General features: G+C 35.0%; 23 protein-coding genes. 21 read left to right on the top strand and 2 right to left on the bottom strand.

Annotated elements, in window-relative coordinates:
* Positions 1-120 precede the first annotated feature (120 nt).
* The 13 genes from CD127_RS01035 (at position 121) to CD127_RS01100 (ending at position 11,740) form a co-directional block, all read left to right on the top strand.
* Entirely contained in the window at positions 121-1,320 is a 1,200-nt protein-coding gene (locus CD127_RS01035) for a GTP-binding protein (RefSeq protein ID WP_103365425.1), read from the top strand.
* 205 nt (positions 1,321-1,525) lie between these two features.
* Positions 1,526-2,887, top strand: coding sequence for a branched-chain amino acid transport system II carrier protein (gene brnQ, locus CD127_RS01040; RefSeq protein ID WP_103365426.1), 1,362 nt, complete (start codon positions 1,526-1,528; stop codon positions 2,885-2,887).
* Positions 2,888-3,041: 154 nt separating this feature from the next.
* On the top strand, positions 3,042-3,734 hold the full coding sequence (locus CD127_RS01045) for a class I SAM-dependent methyltransferase (RefSeq protein ID WP_103365427.1): 693 nt from the start codon (positions 3,042-3,044) through the stop codon (positions 3,732-3,734).
* Positions 3,731-5,284 (top strand): ABC transporter substrate-binding protein, encoded by a 1,554-nt coding sequence (locus tag CD127_RS01050; protein ID WP_103365428.1) that lies wholly within the window; start codon positions 3,731-3,733, stop codon positions 5,282-5,284. The genes CD127_RS01045 and CD127_RS01050 overlap by 4 nt, the downstream gene beginning before the upstream one ends.
* 2 nt (positions 5,285-5,286) lie before the next feature.
* Positions 5,287-6,243, top strand: a complete 957-nt coding sequence (locus CD127_RS01055) for an ABC transporter permease (protein WP_103365429.1) — start codon at positions 5,287-5,289, stop codon at positions 6,241-6,243.
* Positions 6,240-7,010, top strand: coding sequence for an ABC transporter permease (locus CD127_RS01060; RefSeq protein ID WP_103365430.1), 771 nt, complete (start codon positions 6,240-6,242; stop codon positions 7,008-7,010). Before CD127_RS01055 ends, CD127_RS01060 begins: the two co-directional genes overlap by 4 nt.
* The gene (locus tag CD127_RS01065; RefSeq protein WP_103365481.1) at positions 6,977-7,741 is read left to right on the top strand and encodes an ATP-binding cassette domain-containing protein; all 765 of its coding nucleotides are present in this window, start codon (positions 6,977-6,979) and stop codon (positions 7,739-7,741) included. Before CD127_RS01060 ends, CD127_RS01065 begins: the two co-directional genes overlap by 34 nt.
* The gene (locus tag CD127_RS01070; RefSeq protein WP_103365431.1) at positions 7,728-8,363 is read left to right on the top strand and encodes an ABC transporter ATP-binding protein; all 636 of its coding nucleotides are present in this window, start codon (positions 7,728-7,730) and stop codon (positions 8,361-8,363) included. The genes CD127_RS01065 and CD127_RS01070 overlap by 14 nt, the downstream gene beginning before the upstream one ends.
* A 183-nt stretch (positions 8,364-8,546) precedes the next feature.
* Positions 8,547-8,792, top strand: coding sequence for a DNA-dependent RNA polymerase auxiliary subunit epsilon family protein (locus tag CD127_RS01075; protein WP_103365432.1), 246 nt, complete (start codon positions 8,547-8,549; stop codon positions 8,790-8,792).
* A 306-nt stretch (positions 8,793-9,098) separates the two neighbouring features.
* Positions 9,099-9,959 carry a patatin-like phospholipase family protein gene (locus CD127_RS01085; protein WP_103365434.1) on the top strand — a complete coding sequence of 287 codons (861 nt, stop codon included), beginning with the start codon at positions 9,099-9,101 and terminating at the stop codon, positions 9,957-9,959.
* A 5-nt stretch (positions 9,960-9,964) separates the two neighbouring features.
* Entirely contained in the window at positions 9,965-10,396 is a 432-nt protein-coding gene (locus CD127_RS01090; RefSeq protein ID WP_103297149.1) for a 6-pyruvoyl trahydropterin synthase family protein, read from the top strand.
* Between the two features lie 150 nt (positions 10,397-10,546).
* A complete protein-coding gene (locus tag CD127_RS01095; protein ID WP_103365435.1) occupies positions 10,547-10,975 on the top strand; it encodes an Rrf2 family transcriptional regulator in 429 nt (142 codons plus the stop codon).
* Positions 10,976-11,101: 126 nt separating this feature from the next.
* Positions 11,102-11,740 carry an NAD(P)-dependent oxidoreductase gene (locus CD127_RS01100; RefSeq protein WP_103365436.1) on the top strand — a complete coding sequence of 213 codons (639 nt, stop codon included), beginning with the start codon at positions 11,102-11,104 and terminating at the stop codon, positions 11,738-11,740.
* 93 nt (positions 11,741-11,833) lie between these two features.
* On the opposite strand, the gene CD127_RS01105 is transcribed toward CD127_RS01100, so the two are convergent.
* Positions 11,834-12,748: a LysR family transcriptional regulator gene (locus tag CD127_RS01105; RefSeq protein ID WP_103365437.1), complete on the bottom strand. Its 915-nt coding sequence runs from the start codon at positions 12,746-12,748 to the stop codon at positions 11,834-11,836.
* Positions 12,749-12,952: 204 nt separating this feature from the next.
* Between CD127_RS01105 and CD127_RS01110 the strand changes: the two genes are divergently transcribed.
* The 4 genes from CD127_RS01110 (at position 12,953) to CD127_RS01125 (ending at position 16,028) form a co-directional block, all read left to right on the top strand.
* Positions 12,953-13,708, top strand: coding sequence for an SDR family NAD(P)-dependent oxidoreductase (locus tag CD127_RS01110; protein ID WP_103365438.1), 756 nt, complete (start codon positions 12,953-12,955; stop codon positions 13,706-13,708).
* Between the two features lie 40 nt (positions 13,709-13,748).
* On the top strand, positions 13,749-14,171 hold the full coding sequence (locus CD127_RS01115; RefSeq protein WP_103365439.1) for a lipocalin-like domain-containing protein: 423 nt from the start codon (positions 13,749-13,751) through the stop codon (positions 14,169-14,171).
* Positions 14,172-14,303: 132 nt separating this feature from the next.
* Positions 14,304-15,353, top strand: a complete 1,050-nt coding sequence (locus tag CD127_RS01120; protein ID WP_103365440.1) for an ABC transporter permease — start codon at positions 14,304-14,306, stop codon at positions 15,351-15,353.
* Between the two features lie 12 nt (positions 15,354-15,365).
* A complete protein-coding gene (locus CD127_RS01125; RefSeq protein WP_103365441.1) occupies positions 15,366-16,028 on the top strand; it encodes an ABC transporter ATP-binding protein in 663 nt (220 codons plus the stop codon).
* A gap of 86 nt (positions 16,029-16,114) precedes the next feature.
* Here CD127_RS01125 and CD127_RS01130 read toward each other — a convergent pair whose 3' ends face one another.
* Positions 16,115-17,524 (bottom strand): amino acid permease, encoded by a 1,410-nt coding sequence (locus CD127_RS01130; RefSeq protein WP_103365442.1) that lies wholly within the window; start codon positions 17,522-17,524, stop codon positions 16,115-16,117.
* 311 nt (positions 17,525-17,835) lie between these two features.
* Here CD127_RS01130 and CD127_RS01135 point away from each other — a divergent pair, with 311 nt between their 5' ends.
* From CD127_RS01135 to CD127_RS01150, 4 genes are all read left to right on the top strand, one after another.
* On the top strand, positions 17,836-18,456 hold the full coding sequence (locus tag CD127_RS01135; protein ID WP_103365443.1) for a nitroreductase family protein: 621 nt from the start codon (positions 17,836-17,838) through the stop codon (positions 18,454-18,456).
* Between the two features lie 141 nt (positions 18,457-18,597).
* A complete protein-coding gene (locus tag CD127_RS01140) occupies positions 18,598-19,275 on the top strand; it encodes an MBL fold metallo-hydrolase (RefSeq protein ID WP_103365444.1) in 678 nt (225 codons plus the stop codon).
* Positions 19,276-19,352: 77 nt separating this feature from the next.
* Positions 19,353-19,889, top strand: coding sequence for a VOC family protein (locus tag CD127_RS01145; RefSeq protein ID WP_103365445.1), 537 nt, complete (start codon positions 19,353-19,355; stop codon positions 19,887-19,889).
* A 251-nt stretch (positions 19,890-20,140) separates the two neighbouring features.
* Entirely contained in the window at positions 20,141-20,437 is a 297-nt protein-coding gene (locus tag CD127_RS01150; RefSeq protein ID WP_103298834.1) for a hypothetical protein, read from the top strand.
* Positions 20,438-20,547: the final 110 nt, after the last annotated feature.

Consider the following 20,547-nt stretch of genomic DNA (forward strand, 5'->3'; position numbering starts at 1 on the left):
CGCTCTTTAATCATGGTTGTGGCTACATTTAATTAATTTGAGTCAGATTGACAATTAAATATTTAAATGTAAAATATAAAACGTAATAATTACGATTTATAAAAAGAAAGGTATGATTTTATGGGCAAGATACCTGTAACGGTATTGAGTGGTTATCTCGGGTCAGGCAAGACGACGTTACTTAACCACATTTTAAATAATCGTGAAGGCCGTCGCATTGCGGTTATTGTGAATGATATGAGTGAAGTAAATATCGATAAAGATTTAGTTGCAGATGGCGGGGGACTATCTCGAACAGATGAAAAATTGGTCGAACTATCTAATGGTTGTATTTGTTGTACGCTTAGAGATGATTTGCTAAAAGAAGTAAAGCGTCTTGTAGAGAAAGGGAATATCGACTATATTGTGATTGAATCTACAGGAATATCTGAACCAGTACCTGTAGCGCAAACATTCTCTTATATTGACGAAGAACTAGGTATCGATTTAACTACTATTTGTCAACTCGATACGATGGTAACGGTAGTAGATGCGAATCGATTTATTAATGACATCAATTCTGAAGATTTACTTATTGATCGTGATCAAGAGGTGGATCAAACGGATGAGCGTTCAATTGCTGATTTACTCATTGACCAAGTAGAGTTCTGTGATGTACTAGTGCTTAATAAAATGGATTTAGTAACTGAAGCAGAATTGACAAAATTAGAAAGTATTCTAAGAAAGTTACAACCAGAGGCAAAACTAATCAAAACGATAAATGCTGAAGTGGATATTGCTGAAGTATTAAATACAGGTCGTTTTAACTTTGAGAAGGCAAGTAATTCTGCAGGTTGGATAAAGGAACTAACTGAGGGAGGCCATGCTGCACATACACCTGAAACGGAAGAGTATGGTATTAGTTCTTTCGTATATTCAAGACGTCTACCGTTTCACGCTAAACGTTTTAACGATTGGTTAGAGCAAATGCCTGATAATATCGTACGTTCGAAAGGTATAGTATGGCTTGCCCAATATAATCAAGTGGCATGTTTGCTTTCACAGGCAGGTTCATCATGTAATATACATCCAGTAACCTATTGGGTAGCAGCAATGTCAGCGGAGCATCGTGAACATATCCTTCGACAACGCCCAGATGTAGCAGATAGTTGGGACATTGAATATGGGGATAGAAATACGCAATTCGTGATTATAGGCACAGATTTAAATCAAGAAAAGATTGAGCATGAATTAGATCAATGTTTAGTTAACAGTGAAGAAATCGGTAGTGATTGGAGCCAACTTGAAGATCCATATCACTGGCAAATTAGACAAGTTTAAGTTCAACAATTTATCAAATAATCTAATTTTAAAAGCCTGGGACAAATGTAAGGTGTCTCAGGTTTATTGTTGTCATAAACAATGTACGGAAACGTTAAAATATATTAAAATCAGAAAATTTTTTAAATTTATTGAATATTTCGAACAAATGAAGCCGAAAATTTTGTATAATAGCAAGTAAACTAGAAATAGGAGAAAGAGACTTATGACGAAACACAAACTTTCAATTAAAGATAATATTTTTATTGGATCAATGTTGTTTGGTTTATTCTTTGGTGCTGGGAACTTAATCTTCCCAATTCATCTAGGACAAACGGCAGGGTCTAACGTGTTACTCGCCAATCTTGGTTTCTTAATTACAGCAATTGGGTTACCATTCTTAGGGATTGTAGCGATTGGCATCTCTAAAACGAATGGCGTTTTTGAAATTTCTTCAAGAGTAAGTAGGACGTACGCTTATTTATTTACTATCGCATTGTATCTTGTAATAGGGCCATTCTTTGCCTTACCAAGACTTGCGACAACATCTTATGAAATTGCATTTTCACCATTTGTTTCGCCTAGTACGGGTAAAATTTTATTACCAATTTTTAGTATTTTGTTCTTTGTTATTGCATGGTTCTTTGCGAGAAAACCTTCAAAAATACTTGATTACATAGGTAAATTTTTAAATCCAGTATTCTTAATTCTGTTAGGAATTGTAGTACTATTAGCGTTTATTCGTCCAATGGGTGGCATTAGTCACGCGCCTGTAAGTGCGGATTATAGCAATAGCGTGTTACTTAAAGGTTTTATCGACGGTTATAACACGCTTGATGCTCTAGCGTCACTAGCTTTCGGTATCATTATCGTAACGACAATTAAGAAGTTAGGTATTACAAATCCAAACGGTATCGCGAAAGAAACGTTTAAATCTGGTGCCATTAGTATTATTGCGATGGGCGTTATTTACACATTATTAGCTGTCATGGGTACGATGAGTTTAGGGCATTTTAAAGTCAGTGAAAATGGTGGTATTGCACTTGCTCAAATCGCGCAACATTACCTTGGTGACTATGGCATTATCATCTTGTCATTAATCATCATCGTGGCATGTTTAAAAACGGCGATTGGGTTGATTACCGCATTTTCAGAAACATTTACAGAACTCTTCCCGAAAATGAACTATCTATGGTTAGCGACAGGTGTGGCAGTACTAGCGTGTATCTTCGCTAACGTGGGACTTACAAAAATCATTATGTACTCAACGCCAGTATTGATGTTTATCTATCCATTAGCAATTACGTTAATCTTATTAACATTGGCAAGTCCGTTATTCAACCATTCAACGATTGTTTATAAATTTACGACATTCTTCACAATGTTCGCGGCGTTCTTTGATGGCGTAAATGCGAGTCCAGAATTCTTTGCGAAGACAGCATTCGCGCAAGCGTTAATTGGTTTCGCGCAAAAATATTTACCATTCTTCACGATTGGTATGGGATGGATTGTTCCTGCAATTATCGGATTTATCATCGGCCTAATTGTCTATAAAGTGCGTTTTGGACGTCACAAACAACTTCAATAATTGCTTAATTTATAAGCTATGTTTAACTCATTTAGTATGAGCTAAGCATGGCTTATTTTTTATGCTTTTAAAAAGTCACTATTGTACAAATAAAAATATTATAGTACTATATAAATCGTAATTATTACGATTTAATAATAGTGAGGAGAATTTGATGACTAAGAGTTATGAGGTTTGGTGGCAAAAGGGAGACGAAACAGACGATGATATGGCCCGCGATCACCAAGAAGCATGGGAGAGAACGATACAACTACTAGATAGTTCAGATATTGAGGGCAAGACGATTTTAGATGTGGGATGCAATCAAGGCGGATTTTTGCGTCATTTATACGACAAGATTCAATTTAAAGCAGGCGTAGGTATTGATTTAGCTCGTTTATCTTTGGAAAAGGCAGACGCCTTAAAAGGACAGCGTCCGCTTAGCTACTTTTTAACGGACAAACCACAAGATACAGCGTATACATATGATACGGCAGTTAGTACGTCAGTCTTATATTTAATCGAAGATGTGCCAAAGCATGCGCAAGACTTAAAAGAAGTATTAAAACCTGGTGGCGTTTATTATGCAACGTTTGCAGATTTAACACATAATCCAAGTCGTCAATATATGGATGACACGATTAATAAATATGGTGCGACGCCTTCTCAAAATCACTCGTTAAAGCATATTGTTGATAGCTTTGTTGAGGCTGGATTTGAAGTCGCAGTCATGAAAGAACCCATTCCAGACGTCATAGATTTAACACATTATAGTGATTTTTATTTAACGCCAAATGATTATTTACGCACGCTGTATGAAGAGTCATTTTTAATAAAAGCGAGATTGAAAGAAGGTACTGGGGAATGAAAAAGAGACTAATAATGACAGTGGCTGCAAGCGCGACGCTCTTACTAGCGGGATGTGGTAACAGCCATAAAGATGGCAAGGATATCACGGTATCATTACCGACTGAGGCAAAGGCAGACAAGCTTGATGCACAAGGTTATGACGCGACAATGCCAGTGTATAGCGCGGTTTATGACGCATTAGTAAAATACGATAAAGATAAAGGCATTAAAGCAGGCTTAGCAGATAAATGGAGTGTGGATAAGTCCGGCAAAGTATATGAATTTCATTTAAAAGATAATGTTAAATTCTCGGATGGCTCAAAGTTAGATGCCAAAGCGGTTAAATTCTCCATTGAGCGCGCCAAAGCAATGAATAAAGAAACGACAGTGGAAACGTTGAAGAAATTAGATAAAGTTGTCGTGAAAAGTGATCACGTCGTCCAACTTAAATTGAAATCACCGTCGAACCAAGTGTTGAACGAATTAACGCAAGTGCGACCTTTACGCATTATGAGTCCACATTCTGTAGAAGGTGAGAAAGTAACAGGTAAATTCAAGAAAGCGATTGGTACTGGGGCGTTCGTAGTTGATCACACAGGCAAAGAAAAGACGACAATGAAACCTAATAAATACTTCGATAATAACCATCCAGTTAAATACAATCTAGCTTTCCAAACGATTGAAGATGGCGATTCTAGAAACTCTGCTGTGCAAAGTGGCTCAGTAGACATTTCCGGTGGTTCACTAGGCATGTTATCGGATCAACAAATTAAACAAGATAAGAAGAACAATAAATTAAAAGTTGAGGATAGACCAAGTACTGTAAGTCATTTCATGGCCTTTAATCCGAATAATAAAATATTGAGTAACAAAGCGATTCGTGAAGCGATAAGTAAGAGTATCAATGCGAAAGCTATTGCGGGCAAACCAGTTGAAGGTTTATTCCAGAATAATGTGCAGTACGTTAATAAAGAGAATCAGCAACCTCATGTCTTTGATATTGCCGGTGCTGAGAAACTGTTGAAGACTGAAGGTTATAACAAGAATAAAGACGGTATTTTTGAAAAAGATGGTAAACCATTATCATTCAATTTAGTCATTCAAACGGCAGAGTTTCCAAATTGGAAAGACAAAGCAGAACAAGTACAACGTGATATGAAACAAGCAGGAATTAAAGTGAACGTTAAAACGTTAGATGCTCAATCTTATTATGACACATTGTGGACTAAAAAGGACTATGACCTCATTTTCTATAGAACGTATTCAGATGCGTTAATGCCATACAACTTTATGAGTTCAGTATTTAAAAATAATGATGGTAAATCTGGTGTCTTAGCTAATGATGACGCGCTTACCAAACAATTAGATGATTATCCATCATATGTATCGAAAGAAGACCAGCAGCACGCCTTTGATGATATCTTTAAGCACTTTAATAAGCAATATTATGGTGTGCCCATCGCTTATCCGAATGAAACATTTGTAGTTAGCGATAAAGTAAAAGAATTTAAATTCTCAGGATTAACGGATGCGCCAATAGATTATAAAGCATTGAAAGTTAAAGAGTAATCATGCTGAAACGCACGTTTAAATTATTACTCTATTTAATAGTGAGTTCATTTATTATCTTTGTCTTAGTTGAAAAGACATCCGGCAATCCAGCAATTCTTTATCTGCAACGTCATGGTTATACCTCAATTACGCAAGAAAATATTGAGTTAGCCCAACATAAACTTGGTTTAGGTCGAAATCTATTTCTTAGATATATCGACTGGATTGGTCATGCATTTACAGGAAATTTAGGTTATAGCTTTAGTACCAACGAGCTTGTTACTTCAATGATTATAGAGGCAATTCTTCCAACGCTGACGTTGATGATTGTCTCTGCCAGTATCATGTTGCCTGTCGGATATGTTATCGGCTATGTCGTTGGCACACGACCACAAACTCGTTATAGCTCTGTTATTCGTGGAGTCGCGCAAGTGATGACGTCTATGCCTGAATATTGGTTAGCGATATTACTCATCTATTATTTAGGCGTTCGTTGGCAACTCCTACCATTTGTTGGCAGTGATTCTTGGCAACACTTTATATTACCGATCATTGCCATCGTTTTGATAGAAGGTTGTCATATTTTATTAATGACTGCCCATCTTATTGAAAGAACACTAGCTAATGATGCTTATCAACTGGCTTTATTACGTGGCTTTCCGTTAAAAGCGCGTATTGTCGTGCAAATTAAAGAAATATTTGCCCCTCTTATGACTATTTCTGTGAATAGCGTTATTCATTTAATTGGAAAAGCAGTCATCCTAGAAGTCATCTTCAGTATGTCAGGTATAGGAAAGTTACTCATTAATGCGATTAATCAGCGAGATTATCCACTTATTCAAGGAATTGTAGTCATTATTATTGTTATTATCATGCTTATTAATTATGTGGGAGACTTAATTATTTTGAAAAATGAACCTAGATTACGTCGTGATGCTTATGAAAAAGTTGATGATGAGAAGAGAGGTTTGACATGAAGAGACACAGTAAAACATATGGCCTAGTATGTCTGACAGTTGTCATCTTAATAGCATTAATTATCTATAGCGTCATGCGTAATACTCAACAGTTTGCGCCATTAGAATCTCCAGGTTTGCAACATTTATTAGGTACAGATCAATTAGGAAGAGATTTCCTTGCTAGGTTATGTGTGGGAAGTTTAGTAACGCTTAGTTTAACTGCAATTGTCATTATATTAAGTGTTGGAATTGGCTTGGTGCTTGGTCTAATTGCAGGTATAGAAAGAAAGTGGCTAGATCAACTCGTGATGTTTATGGCAGATATGTTGTTGGCGATACCTTCCTTCATTATCGCATTAGTTGTCTTAAGCTTGGTCAGCAATTCAATGATAGGTATGATTCTTGCCCTCACATTAGGATGGATGGGACGCTACTTGCGTTACTTTAGAAATTTGACGCGTGATATTCAGAAGCAACCTTTTATTCAATATGCCGTATTAAGTGGTAATTCGAAAGTGAAAACAACAGTCACGCATGTGATTCCGCATTTATGTAGTAACATCTTTGCTTTAATCACTGCAGATTTCGGCAAGATTATGCTTAGTATTTCAGGTCTTGCGTTTCTTGGTTTAGGTATTAAACCGCCAACGCCAGAATTAGGAACAATTTTATTTGATGGTAAGAGTTATTTCAATGGCGCGCCATGGTTATTCTTCTTCCCTGGATTACTGTTAGGAGGTTATGCTTTATTATTCCAAATCATCAACAAAAAGATAACCCGATAGTAAACGTAGAACAATTAAGTGTGTTTGATAACGACCGTACCTTGATTGATTCGGTTTCTTTAAAAGTGAACAAAGGAGACTTTCATTGCATAATTGGCGAAAGTGGAAGCGGTAAATCATTGTTGACTAGAACCATTCTTGGCATGAAACGAGATAATTTGCGATATCAAGGCACGGTGGATATCGATTTAAGTAAAACGGATGCAGTCTTCCAAGATGTTTACAGTAATATGTTTCAAAACGTTACCATAGGCAAACAATTTCAATATTTGTTTGAAGCCACAAAGTCTACAATGACTTCGGAACAGCAAACTGAGTGGGTAATAGAGCAAATGCGCTTACTTGGTTTAAATGAAGAAGAAAAATTACTTAAACGTTATCCTTTCGAAATGAGTGGTGGCATGGCGCAACGAATTGCCTTCATAATGTCATTAATAAGACGCCCGGGTGTCTTATTTTTAGATGAATCGACGAGTGCATTGGATACAGATAACGTTGAGCGGTTGATGTCGTATTTGATTGAAGCGCAACAGCGTTATGGTATGACGATTATCTTTATCACACATGATATTAATTTAGTTAGAAACTATGCGACTCATATGAGTATTATGAAAAATGGACGTATCATCGAAAGTGGCGAGGCGGAATCAATTCTGAACAATCCTTCTGAACTCTATACGCAAAAGTTAATTGAGATAGCACATAGGAGAAAAGATTATGCTAGAAATTAATAATGTGACTAAACATCTTGGTGGGAAAATCATTTTCAAAAATATTAGTTTTGAGATGAAACAACATCATTTACTGATTAGTGGAGAAAGTGGAAGTGGTAAGTCTACGTTAGCCAAGATTCTAGCGGGATTAGATACAGATTATAGTGGCCAATTGTATCTCAATCATAGACCTCGTGAAGTTTATACAGCTAAAGAATGGATGAAAGTAATCCAATATGTACCACAATATCAACGTGATACATTAAATGGACGTAAAACGGTGCGCTATATCTTAACCGAGCCATTGAAGAATTATCATTTTCAAAAAGAAACGTACGCCAAGAGAATTGAAGCAGTGCTAGAGCGTTGTGCATTACCATCAGAGATCTTAAATCAGCGCATTGACACGTTGAGCGGGGGTCAATTTCAACGCGTTTGGATTGCTAAAGCGCTAATTGTAGAACCACAAATATTAATATTAGATGAAGCGACCACAAATTTAGATGTGATTAATGAAGAAACCATACTTCAAATGCTCAAAACACTAAAAGAAACGCAACTCGTCATTATTTCACACGATCAATATGTACTTAATTCGTTTAAAGGTAAAACAATTAAAATAGCCTCGACATATCATTAATTGAGATAGATTTGACGCTGAAAAAGTATAAGATATAACGTATTTTCATAAATAAATTCTATATATAGATGGATTTTAAGTTTGAAAATGAATGAAACAGGGGATAAATTTACTGTTAAGTGTATTTATGAAAGATTTAACGGGTTAAAAACGATAGGGCATATCTTAAAGGAGGAAATTTTTATGAATATCTATAAACTTAAATATCAACATTATAAAGACATTGATAATAAAATCTTAACAGTATTTGTCGAAGCTGATAGTGAAGAGGATGTAAAAAAATTCGCAAAAGCAGTAAGTTATTCAGTAAAAGACATCGAAAAATTATCAGACGAAGAGTATAAAAAAGAAAGAGCTAAAGATGAATCATTTGGCCTTGAACATGCTAACAAATATATAGATAAATCTGACGAATATATAGATGATTAAGAAATGAAAAACAGTCTGGGACATTATTAAATGTAACGGACTTTTTTAACATTTTGGCAGTAGCTGACTGATTTGAAAATGCGCTTAAAGCAAGCTTTTTTCAATTCTAGTTATCCTTGCCGGGGAGCGGGGCCCCAGCACAGAGACTTTCGAAAAGAAAGTCTACAAACAAAGCAAGCTGGGGAGAGGACGAAATTATTTAAATTTCTGTCCCGCTCCCGTTTTTTTATTTGTCTTTCGTTTAGAAACGCCGTATATTCATAATAATCGTTATTTATAAAATGAAGAAATAAGGGAGTAATAAACATGAATAATCAAAAAGACAATTTTGAACATGCCATTGTATTAGGCGGTGGCGGATCGCTCGCTATAGGTTGGGAATTAGGTTATCTTTCAGCACTATCTGAAGCGGGCATTGACGTGAGACATGCAGATTTAGTCATTGGTACTTCAGGCGGCGCTCAAGCTGGTACTAGCTTAACATCTGACCATAGTTGGGAAGAGATTTATGACCAACAAATTGCGCCTAAATCTAATGAAGAACCTCCTGTTAATGATATGTCTGAAATATTTGCGCGTTATAACGAAATTGAGAAGAATGCTTCAACACCAGAAGAGTGGATTAAGAACTATAGCATTTATGCTTTAGAAGATCATAAGTTTAATGAAAGTGTGCATATTAACCGTTTAAAAAATAGAATTAAAGTATCGGAATGGCCATCTAACATGATGATTACTGCAGTAAATGCCAACAAAGCACAACGTGTTGCATTAACGTCAGAATCAAATGTCAATATCCATAGAGCCATGGCATCAAGTGGCTCATTACCAGGTGTTTGGCCAGCGACTACCATTGATGGAGAGAAACACTTCGATGGCGGTTGTCATTCAATGGAGAATGCCGACCTAGCAAAAGGCGCAAAAAAAGTATTAATCTTTGCGACAAATCTTCCAGTAGCAACGCCTTATACGCTTGATGATGCGATTAAAGAATTAGAACAAAATGGTTCTGAAGTAAAATTAATCACACCAAGTAAAGAGGTATTTAATAAATTACAAGAACTTGGTGGCAATACAGTTAACCCTGCCATTCGTCCAGACATTTTCAAAGTGGCGCAAGATCAAGGTCGACAAGATGCTAAAATGATTAAAACGTTCTGGGAGTGATTAGTGTGAACAAAGATTTAAGTCATATTCAACCACCGACGCATTTCAAATATAAAGAGGGTCAGACGATTCTCAAACAAAGTTATGAATTTAAGTGTGATAATCGCATTTATTTCAGTGAAACAGCACATCAAGACCTTTTTGATCATTCGTATCGTTTATATGTAGATGTCTTATCTCCTATTGGGGACTTTGGTTTGGGTCTAGATTTTAATGAAGTAGATGCCATTTATAATGACTTCATTAAATCGAAAGTAGAAGGCCAAATTTTAAATGAAACATTGCCTAATATGAACACGACAGCTGAGAATATTGCGATGTGGATGTGGGATGAGTTTGAACATCATCTTCCTGAGAATAATCATATGTATGAATTACAGCTATTTGAGACTGACCGCCATGGGGTAAGTCTAAATCGTTTTACTATGAAGGATTAATATAGTTAATTTTTGTGACTTCATTGTCTAGATTTTATATTTAGATGATGAAGTTTATTTTTTACTTTTCGAAAATGAAGCAAGTAATAAAACTTAGAAATTGACTTAGTTATCAACTTGTAACTATAATAGTTACATGAGGTGAGTGATTTGAAAATCAGTAGTCGATTTACTGTAGCTGTACATATATTATCTCTAGTCAAAATAGAAAGTAATCAAACATTGACGTCATCGTATATCGCGGGCAGTGTTAATACAAATTCAGTCGTCATTAGAAGATTGATCAGTAAATTAAAACAAGCAGATTTGATTGAAACCCATCAAGGAAGTGGCGGCATCCAATTATTAAAGCCTTTAAGCGACATTACGTTACTTGATGTTTATAAAGCAGTTGAAGTAGTGGATGAAGGAGAACTCTTCCAAATGCACGAAGACACAAACATTAATTGCGTCGTAGGTGCGAACATCCAAAGCGTATTAGAAATCGTCTTATTGCGTGCGCAAGACGCTATGGAAACGGTGTTGAAGAATGTCACTATGGAAGACATTGTATCAGGCATCTTACAAGAAAACGGATAATTTTAAGTCCGTTTCGCCCAACATGTAACTATTTTGATTACATGTAAGGCGGCATATGGGAAGCTACAAGTAGAAATTAAATCACACATCATCTCTCTGAAAAATAAATAAGTGGAGGAAATGAATATGAAAATTGGTATTATTGGAGCAACTGGTAAAGTAGGAAATAAAGTATTACAAGAAGCAACTCAACGTGGTCATGAAGTCACTGCGATTGTTAGAAATGCTTCAAAATTAAACAATTCTGACGTAAAAGTTATCGAAAAAGACATTTTTGACTTAACAGCAGAAGATATTAAAGAGCTTGATGTAGTGGTTAATGCATTTGGTGCACCACTAGGTGAAGAAGAAGCGCATGTAGAAGCTGGCCGTGCTTTAATTGCATTATTAAAAGATGTAGACACTAGAGCAATTATCGTTGGTGGTGCTGGTAGTTTATACGTGGATGACGCACATACAACACGTGTATTAGAAACGCCAGAATTTCCAGATATGTTCAAACCAACTGCCACAGGACAAGGTCGCAACCTTCAAGATCTTAAAGAGGCAGAAGGCATCATTTGGACATTTGTTAGTCCTTCAGCTGAATTTGATCCTGAAGGCAAACGCACAGGCACTTATACATCAGGTAAAGATCAATTATTAGTAAATAGCCAAGGGGACAGTTACATTAGCTACGCAGATTATGCGATTGCCATTGTAGATGAAGCTGAAAATGCAGCCCACGTTAACGAACGATTCACAGTAGTTGGCGAAAAAGAATAATAAATATGGTAGGGAATGTCTGAGACAAAGAAGTGGTTGTCTTAGGCATTTTTTATTTTAGCTACATTAGGAAGTAGGACAGGAACGCGAGTTTTAATTACCTTCTGACTTTGCCATTTGAATAAACGTCTTCGCTGCTTTAGATAAACGTGCTTTGTCGTTCTCTTTATATGCTAATACAACTTGGTTGTAATATTGATTAGGATTAAGTTGAACAAAGGTGCCATTGAAATGATCCGCAGTCATATCTTTAACGCTTTTAGGAACAAATGTCATTGCGATGCCTTCATTGACTAGGCGTAGAGCGTTTTCCACACTCATTGTTTCTAGCATGATATTAGGCACGATATTATAATCTTGTAGGATTTGATTAGATAATCGGCGTAGGGTCATTTCAGGTTTGAGTAAGATAAACTTTTCATTATTTAATAGGTGAAAAGGAAAAGCGCCATCGTCAGCATGTGCATTAGCTTGATCAAGTAATGCATGACCTGGAGGTAACGCTAAATAGATATTTTCAGTATATAAAATGTCATAAGATAAATCTTCATTATATAAAGGCAAGATAGTGACACCAATATCCACTTGTTGGTCCGCTACAATTTGTTCGATTCTGTGAGCAACTTCCTCTACAAGTTCAATTTCTACTCCCGGATAATTTTGTATGAATTTCGGCAAAATATTATATAACGTATGAGTCGCTAAAATTGGATTAACTCCAATGCGGATACGCCCCTTTTTCAAATTAGAAATCGTCTGCAATTCTTCACGCATTCGCGTATCAATCTCTTCAATGTCATGTAAATATTCAAGGAAACGTTCGGCCGAATAAGTCAGTTCTAATGGATTACTATCACGATTAATTAAAGTAACGCCTAAGTCATTCTCCATTTCTTTAATATAACGACTTAAGTATGGTTGAGAAATGTATAAATGTTTCGCTGCATGCGAGATATTACCATAACGCTGCACCGCTTCTAAATAACTGATGGCATGCTTATAGGACATTGATTTCCCTTCCTTTCTAGATTGTGTATTTAGAGCTATAACTTTTTAGTTATAGCTTTAATAGTTGAAAACGTCTTTTACATTCTTCGAAAATGGTTAGACAATAGAAGTGGACATAATAATAGAAATTACAAATATTATACTACTTTAAATTGTGATTCATTTTCAGGGAAACTCAATAAAAAGATAAAGGGGTAATGAATGATGACAAGAAATGTAATCGTGACAGGTTCAGCACAAGGTATAGGATATGCTATCGCACAAGCATTTGATAAAGAACAAGATCGTGTCTTCATCTTTGACATGAATCAAGAAGCGGCAGATAAAGCATCTAATTCATTAAACAATGGTGTGGCATATAAAGTAGATATTACGGATGAAGATGAAGTTTCAAGCGCGATTAAAGATGTAACTGAACAATATGGTGCAGTGGATGTGTTAGTTAATAATGCAGGCGTTCAACATATTGATAAAGTAGAAGATTTCCCGTTAGAACAATGGAATAAAGTAATTAATGTTATTCAAACGGGGACATTCTTAATGACGAAACATGTATTACCGTCAATGAAACAACAACAAAGTGGTCGCATTATTACAATTTCTTCAGCACACGGCGAAATGGCAGATCCATTTAAATCTGCATATGTAGCTTCTAAATTTGCGCAAATCGGTTTTACAAAAACTGTAGCACTTGAAACGGTTAAAGATGGTATAACAGCCAATGCTGTATTACCTGGGCCAGTGCGTACATCATTAATTGAAAATCAATTAGAACATCTTGCTAAACAAGATGACTCAACGAAACAAGAAGCAATGGAGAAATATATCACCGGCAAAATGCCAATGAATCGTTTGTTAGAATCTTCTGAAATTGCAGCTACAGTTATTTTCTTAGCATCAGAAGGCGCTACAGCAATTACTGGTGAAACAATTAGTGTTTCTGGCGGTTCAAACGCTTAATTAGTAAATATATTAAAAATAAAGAAAGGATGTATTTAGAATGGCAGAACTTAAAGATCAATTAATTGGAACTTGGAAATTAGTGAGATACCAAGATGAAGATAAAGATGGCAATATTTTCTATCCACTAGGCGAAGATGCAACAGGTTTTATTATGTATAATCCTGATGGCTATATGTCAGCTCAATTAATGCAACAAGGTCGTCAAGCTTATGCTTCTGGGGACTTACACACTGGTACAAAAGATGAAATGGCTGAAGCGGCACACGGTTATGTTGCATACGCTGGTCGCTTTGAATTAGATGAAGAGAATTCAACGATTTATCATACAATGGAAGTAAGTATGAACCCAACTTGGTTAGGTGACACACAACCTCGTGAATTTAAATTAGAAGGCGATACACTTAGTATCGTAAACGGCAATGTACCTAACCAAAAGTTAGTTTGGCAACGTGTGAAATAAATAGTAGGGATGAATAGGACGGAATGACGAATTCAAAGTGAATTCGGTTCCGTCTTTTTTCTTTGGATAAACGCATTCATTATTTTCATATCACTGCTATAATATTGAGTAATTAAATAAAGGAGGGGTTAAATGTTTTTAGCATGGAATGAAATTAAACGTAATAAGCTAAAGTTTGGGTTAATTATCGGCATACTCGTTTTAATTAGTTATTTACTATTTTTACTATCTGGCTTAGCAAATGGCTTAATTAATATGAATACTGAAGGCATCAAGAAGTGGAAAGCGGATGCTATTGTAGTAAATAAAGATGCTAACCAAACCGTTCAACAGTCTGTGTTTAAGACGTCTAAGGTAAAAGATGACTTTAAAGAAGAAGCACCATTAAAACAAATAGGCGTCATTGCATCAAACGGAAACAATAAGGAGAATGCTTTACTATTTGGAGTTACAGCTGATTCTTTTCTAATGCCTAAAATTGTTGATGGTAAAAAATTCCATAAAGATAATGATGTAGTCATTGACCAAACGTTAAAAGACAAAGGATTCAAAGTAGGAGACACTATAAAATTATCGCAATCTGACGAAAAGTTACATATTGTAGGTATCTCAGAAAGTGCTAAATATAACGCCTCGCCCGTCATTTTCGCAAATAATAAAACGATTGAAAAGATAAACCCAGCATTATCAACTGATAAAACCAATGCGGTGGTCGTAAAAGATAGTAATTGGAAAGATAAAAAAGTTGATAAAAATCTCGAAGTGGTCGGAATAGATAAATTTATAGAAAATTTACCAGGTTATAAACCTCAAAATTTAACAATGAACTTTATGATAACGTTCTTATTTGTTATTTCTGCAACAGTTATTGGCGTCTTTTTATACGTCATCACTTTACAGAAGAAGAATTTATTCGGTGTGTTAAAAGCGCAAGGGTTTACTAATGGCTTCTTGATGAAAATGGTCTTAGCTCAAACATTTATTCTAGCCTTAATCGGAACCTTGATAGGTCTAATTCTTACCTTGCTCACAAGTTTCGTCTTACCGGATGCAGTGCCTGTACAGTTTAATATTGGCACGCTTATTATATTTGGTATCGTTTTAATTGTGACGTCACTGATTGGTAGTTTATTCTCAGTATTATCTATTCGCAAAATAGATCCACTCAAGGCAATCGGTTAAGGAGGTGCCACAATGTTAAAATTTGATCAAGTTACAAAAGAATTCAAAGATGGAAATCGTATTATTGAAGCGGTTAAATCTACTACACTATCTTTTGATAAAGGGGAACTTATAGCGATTGTTGGCCCTTCAGGTTCTGGGAAAAGTACCTTTCTAACAATGGCAGGTGCATTACAAACGCCAACGTCTGGTGAAATTTATATTAATGACAACAAAATTTCTAAGTTAAGTCAGAAGCAATTGGCCAAGTTAAGAATGCAGGAAATTGGTTTTATCTTACAATCGACAAACTTAGTGCCGTTTTTAACGATTAAACAACAGTTTCACTTATTGAAAAACTATAAAAAAGACGTTTTAAATACTGAAGAATATAATAAATTGTTATCAGATTTAGGGTTAAAAGAACTGGAATATAAATTACCTTCTGAAGTATCTGGAGGGCAAAAACAACGTGTGGCTATTGCAAAGGCGATTTACACGCAACCTTCAATTATTTTAGCCGATGAACCTACAGCATCCCTTGATACAGAGAATGCTATGGCAGTGATGGAAATTTTAAAAGAACAATCTAAGCAACGCAATAAAACATGTATTATCGTCACGCATGACGAACGTCTAACTCAATTTTGCGACAAAGTCTTTCATATGGAAGATGGCCGTTTAACAGAAAAATAAATAAAAGAAACTAAAAAAAGCCTTTCTCTCTAATTAATTCAGTTTAATTAAAGAGAAAGGCTATATATTTAATAAAAAGTTATAATTTATTCAGCTTCTGAATTTTGAAGTTCGCGATCTTCGTCATCCATTTCAATCTTCGCTTTTTCAGATTCTTTTTTATATTTTTGGTACATAATTACTAAGATAATCGCCCACACTGGTGCGAATAGTACAGCATAACGTGTACTGCTATTAATTAGTAATACGACAAAGATAAATGCGAAGAATACTAAAATACCATAAGCTGTGTATTTACCACCTGGCATTTTAAATTTACTTTCTTCATGCAATTCAGGGTTTCTTTTAACAAATCCTAAATAAGCAATCATGATACATGTCCATATCATAATATTTAATACGGTTGAGAAAGTGGTGATTTGAACGAATACTTTCGTCGCATCTTTAAAGATAGCATTTAACACAACTGCGATACTTAATAATCCACATGTAAGTAAGATCGCATAAAAAGGTACGCCATTTTTATTTGTTTTATGTAAAAATGCAGGACCTTGTTTTCTACCAGCTAAGCCAAATAAAGTACGGCTGTTAGCAAAGATACCACTATTACATGATGAAGCTGCAGCTGTTAATACTACGAAGTTAATAATACCAGCGGCAAATGGGATACCGATTAAACCAAATAGTTTAACATAAGGACTTTCCTCAGGATTTAATTTATGCCATGGTACTACTGCCATAATCACAGCTAATGAACCAATATAGAATATTAAAATTCGGAAAGGTACGTTATTAATTGCTTGTGGAATTGTTTTATGAGGATTTTGCGTTTCTCCAGCAGTAATACCTATTAATTCAATACCAATAAATGAGAAGATAGCCATTTGGAATGACATAAGGAAACCTGATACTCCGTTAGGGAAAAAGCCTCCATGTTCCCAAATATTTGAAACTTTTGCTGGACCGTATTGCGTCTTCATAGCGAAGATAACCATGACGATCCCTACACCGATTAAAGCAAAAATAGTAATAACCTTAATAAGTGATAACCAAAATTCAAGTTCGCCAAATAATTTAGCACTAAATAAGTTTAAAGCAACTAATACTAAAATTGTAAATGCAGCAGTAATCCAGTTTGGCATCTGTGGATACCAATAGCTTACATATTTAGCTACGGCTGTTACTTCAGCCATCCCTGAAATAATCCAAGTTAACCAATAAGTCCAACCTACCATGAATCCAGCCATAGGATTGATGTGATGATGAGCAATATCACCAAATGATTTAAATCCTAGATTAGAAAGTAAGATTTCCCCCATTGCTCGCATAAACATAAATAAAATAAATCCTACGATGACGTAGGTTAACAATATTGATGGACCTGCTAAATGAATTGAAGCTCCGGCTCCTAAAAATAACCCTGTTCCTATTGCGCCACCAATCGCAATAAGTTGTATATGCCTATTGCTTAATTCTCTTTGCAGTTTATCTGCCATAATGTTCTTCCCTTTCGTGGGTACATATATGACTGAATATAGTGACTGTGTGTTGTATACCCTTTGTTATATCATAAATAATTTTTCTAAATAGCAAATTATTTATTTTACCAAAATTAATGATACCCTATTTAATAATTATTAATCAATTATTAGTATAAATAGTGACTATATTATACATTTATTAATAAAAATTTAAAACTTTTATTGTGAAAATAAGTATTAATTTTTTGTAAGCATATTTCTTCTCTTCCTTTTCAAATTCAGTAATAATCTAGATTACGAAAAAATAAATGAGAGTAGGTAAATAAATGAATGATTTTAATGAAATATTAGAAGGCAGAAAATCTGTTAAAGGATTTGACCCAGAATATAAAATTCCGCATGAAGAAATGAATGAAATGATAGCTAAAGCAACGAAAGCGCCATCTTCAGTAAATATGCAACCTTGGCGCTTTGTTGTGGTAGAAAGTGACGAAGCGAAAGCGAAATTACGTCCGTTAATTCAATTTAATACAAATCAAAATGATACGTCTTCTGCCATGATTGTCATCTTTGGTGACTTACAATGTTATGAAGAAGGCGAATATATTTATGAACAAGCAGTAAAAAATGGGCACATGCCTCAAGAAGTGAAAGAACAAATGCTTCCAATCGTACTTGAAAATTATAAAAGCCGTACGCGTCAATCAATGAGCGATATCGTCAAAGTAGATAGCAGTCTTGCAGCTATGCAATTAATGTTAGTAGCGAAACAACATGGTTATGACACAAATCCAATTGGCGGATTTGATCATGAAGAAATTGGTAAAGCCTTTGGATATGATTTAGAACGTTATGTACCTGTGATGATTATCGCTATTGGTAAAAAAGCTAAAGAAGCACATACGTCATTTAGAATGCCGGTAGATAGAGTTGTAGATTATAAATAATTTCTTTATTAGAGGTCATACTATTGATGGATTTTTTCCATAAGTATGACCTTAAATTTTTTATTTTATAAAAATTGGGTATAACTATAGAGGAATTGCGCAAAATATTTATTTTATTTTAATTTATAAGGAGGAAAAAGAATGACGAATGATTCTAAACAATTCCATTTCCAATCGTTGCGTCTTATTGCACCAGGTTTGTATGAAACAGAGACAACCGTGCTTCCATTTGATAAAAGATATTTGCTCAAATCTTTTGTTTTGGAACGTTCGCAAGGTAATGTTATCATTTATCATTCTCCAGGCATTGAAAAAGCTCAAGATGACATCGAAGCTTTAGGCGGTGCAACACGTGTCCTTATTAATCATGAATATGAATCGCTCGGAGGTAAAACAGATATCGATTTACCGTTTTGGATTCATGAAAAAGATGCCAAAGCGATGAGTGAAACAGTAGATATAGCTGGTCAGTTTACGCAACGCGAAATGTTAGATGATGACATTGAAGTTATTCCTACGCCAGGTCATACACCAGGCACCACAATGTATTTGTGGGATAACGGCGAACATCGTTATTTATTTACTGGCGACTTTATCTGTGTAGATAACGGAGAATGGCGTACAGTCGTTTTAAGCTCAAGTGATAGAGAAGCCTCTATTAAGAGTTTAGAAATGATACGCGACTTAGATTTTGATGCTATCGTGCCTTGGGTCGCTATTAAAGATGAACCTTCAGTCTTTTTTGTTGAAAATGAAAACGACAAAAAAGAACGCATTCAAAAAATAATAGACCGCGTTCATGATGGCGAGAATACTTGATAAATTGAAAAGGCATTTTAAAAGATAAAAATGAAATTCTATGTAAGACAATTTTCAATAACTGGAGATGATAGTTGATGAATGCCAATCGAGGAATCAACCATATCGGTTTAACAGTACCAGATATGGAAGTTGCTACAGACTTTTTCAAAAAAGGTTTAAATGGCAAGATCGCTTATGATAGTCAAAAGAAGACAGATGAACCTCGTGGTGGAGCGCATGTAGAACATATTCTTGGTTTAGATAAAGGGGCTAGTATCATTCATAAACGTATGATGGTTTTTGGTAATGGCCCTAATATTGAAATGTTTGAGTTTAAAGATGCGCAACAAGGTAAACCACAATCATTACAAGATATTGGGTTTACGCACATTTCATTCTATGTAGAAGCAGAAGAGTTCGATAATGTGTTATCACAAGTGAAAGAAGCGGGCGGACAGCCTATCTCTGAACCACATGATAATACAAAATATGAAGACACAGAAGGCAATAAGACAGTGTATGTTAAGAGCCCATGGGGTAGTTTAATCGAGATTCAAACCATTCCCAATGGATATTATTATCCAGATGATAGTGAAGCAAATGTATTTATTCCTGACCCGTCCGATGATTAAATTTAATAATTTATAAATATTGTTAGTTATTACAATATCGTTAGATTAAGATTTTTAATATTTTCTTGTTTAAATTTAAGGTATACTTTCTACATTAAGAACTTTATTAAATAAAGTCTTAAATGTCATTTGGATAGGGTAAAGCATCACTCACACATTATTAATTGGAATATCTTTATTGAAATTGGGTAAATAACTTGGAGGCATAGAAAACCCACTATGTCAATAGGAAATTAGGGGAGTTTTACAAAATGATTGATATTCAAATCGAAAAATCAGAATTAATTGAAGTAATGGAAAGTATTATTAATGAAAAAGTAAATGTTGAAAGCGAAGATGCATGTGAATATTTAGCAACTGAAATTGTAAATAGCTTAGAAGATTATAATAGCGATGAAACACAAGCTAATAATTTATTAGGCTTAAACAGTGAGTTGCATCATGAAGTTAACAAAACAAATCATGCTAAAAAAGTCACCTTATCTGCAACAGAAGACTCCAGTGAGACAGACGATGTAGTTCAAAATCAAAACGCGAGCAACAACTAATGATAACTATAAGTGAACATTTGGTTGCTTGCACAATAGGTAAACATGAAAATTTCACCTCCTTTGATAAGATTTAAGATCTTCTCAATAGGAGGTGATTTTATTTTTTA

Source organism: Staphylococcus petrasii, from assembly GCF_002902565.1.
In the GTDB taxonomy this organism is placed as follows: domain Bacteria; phylum Bacillota; class Bacilli; order Staphylococcales; family Staphylococcaceae; genus Staphylococcus; species Staphylococcus petrasii.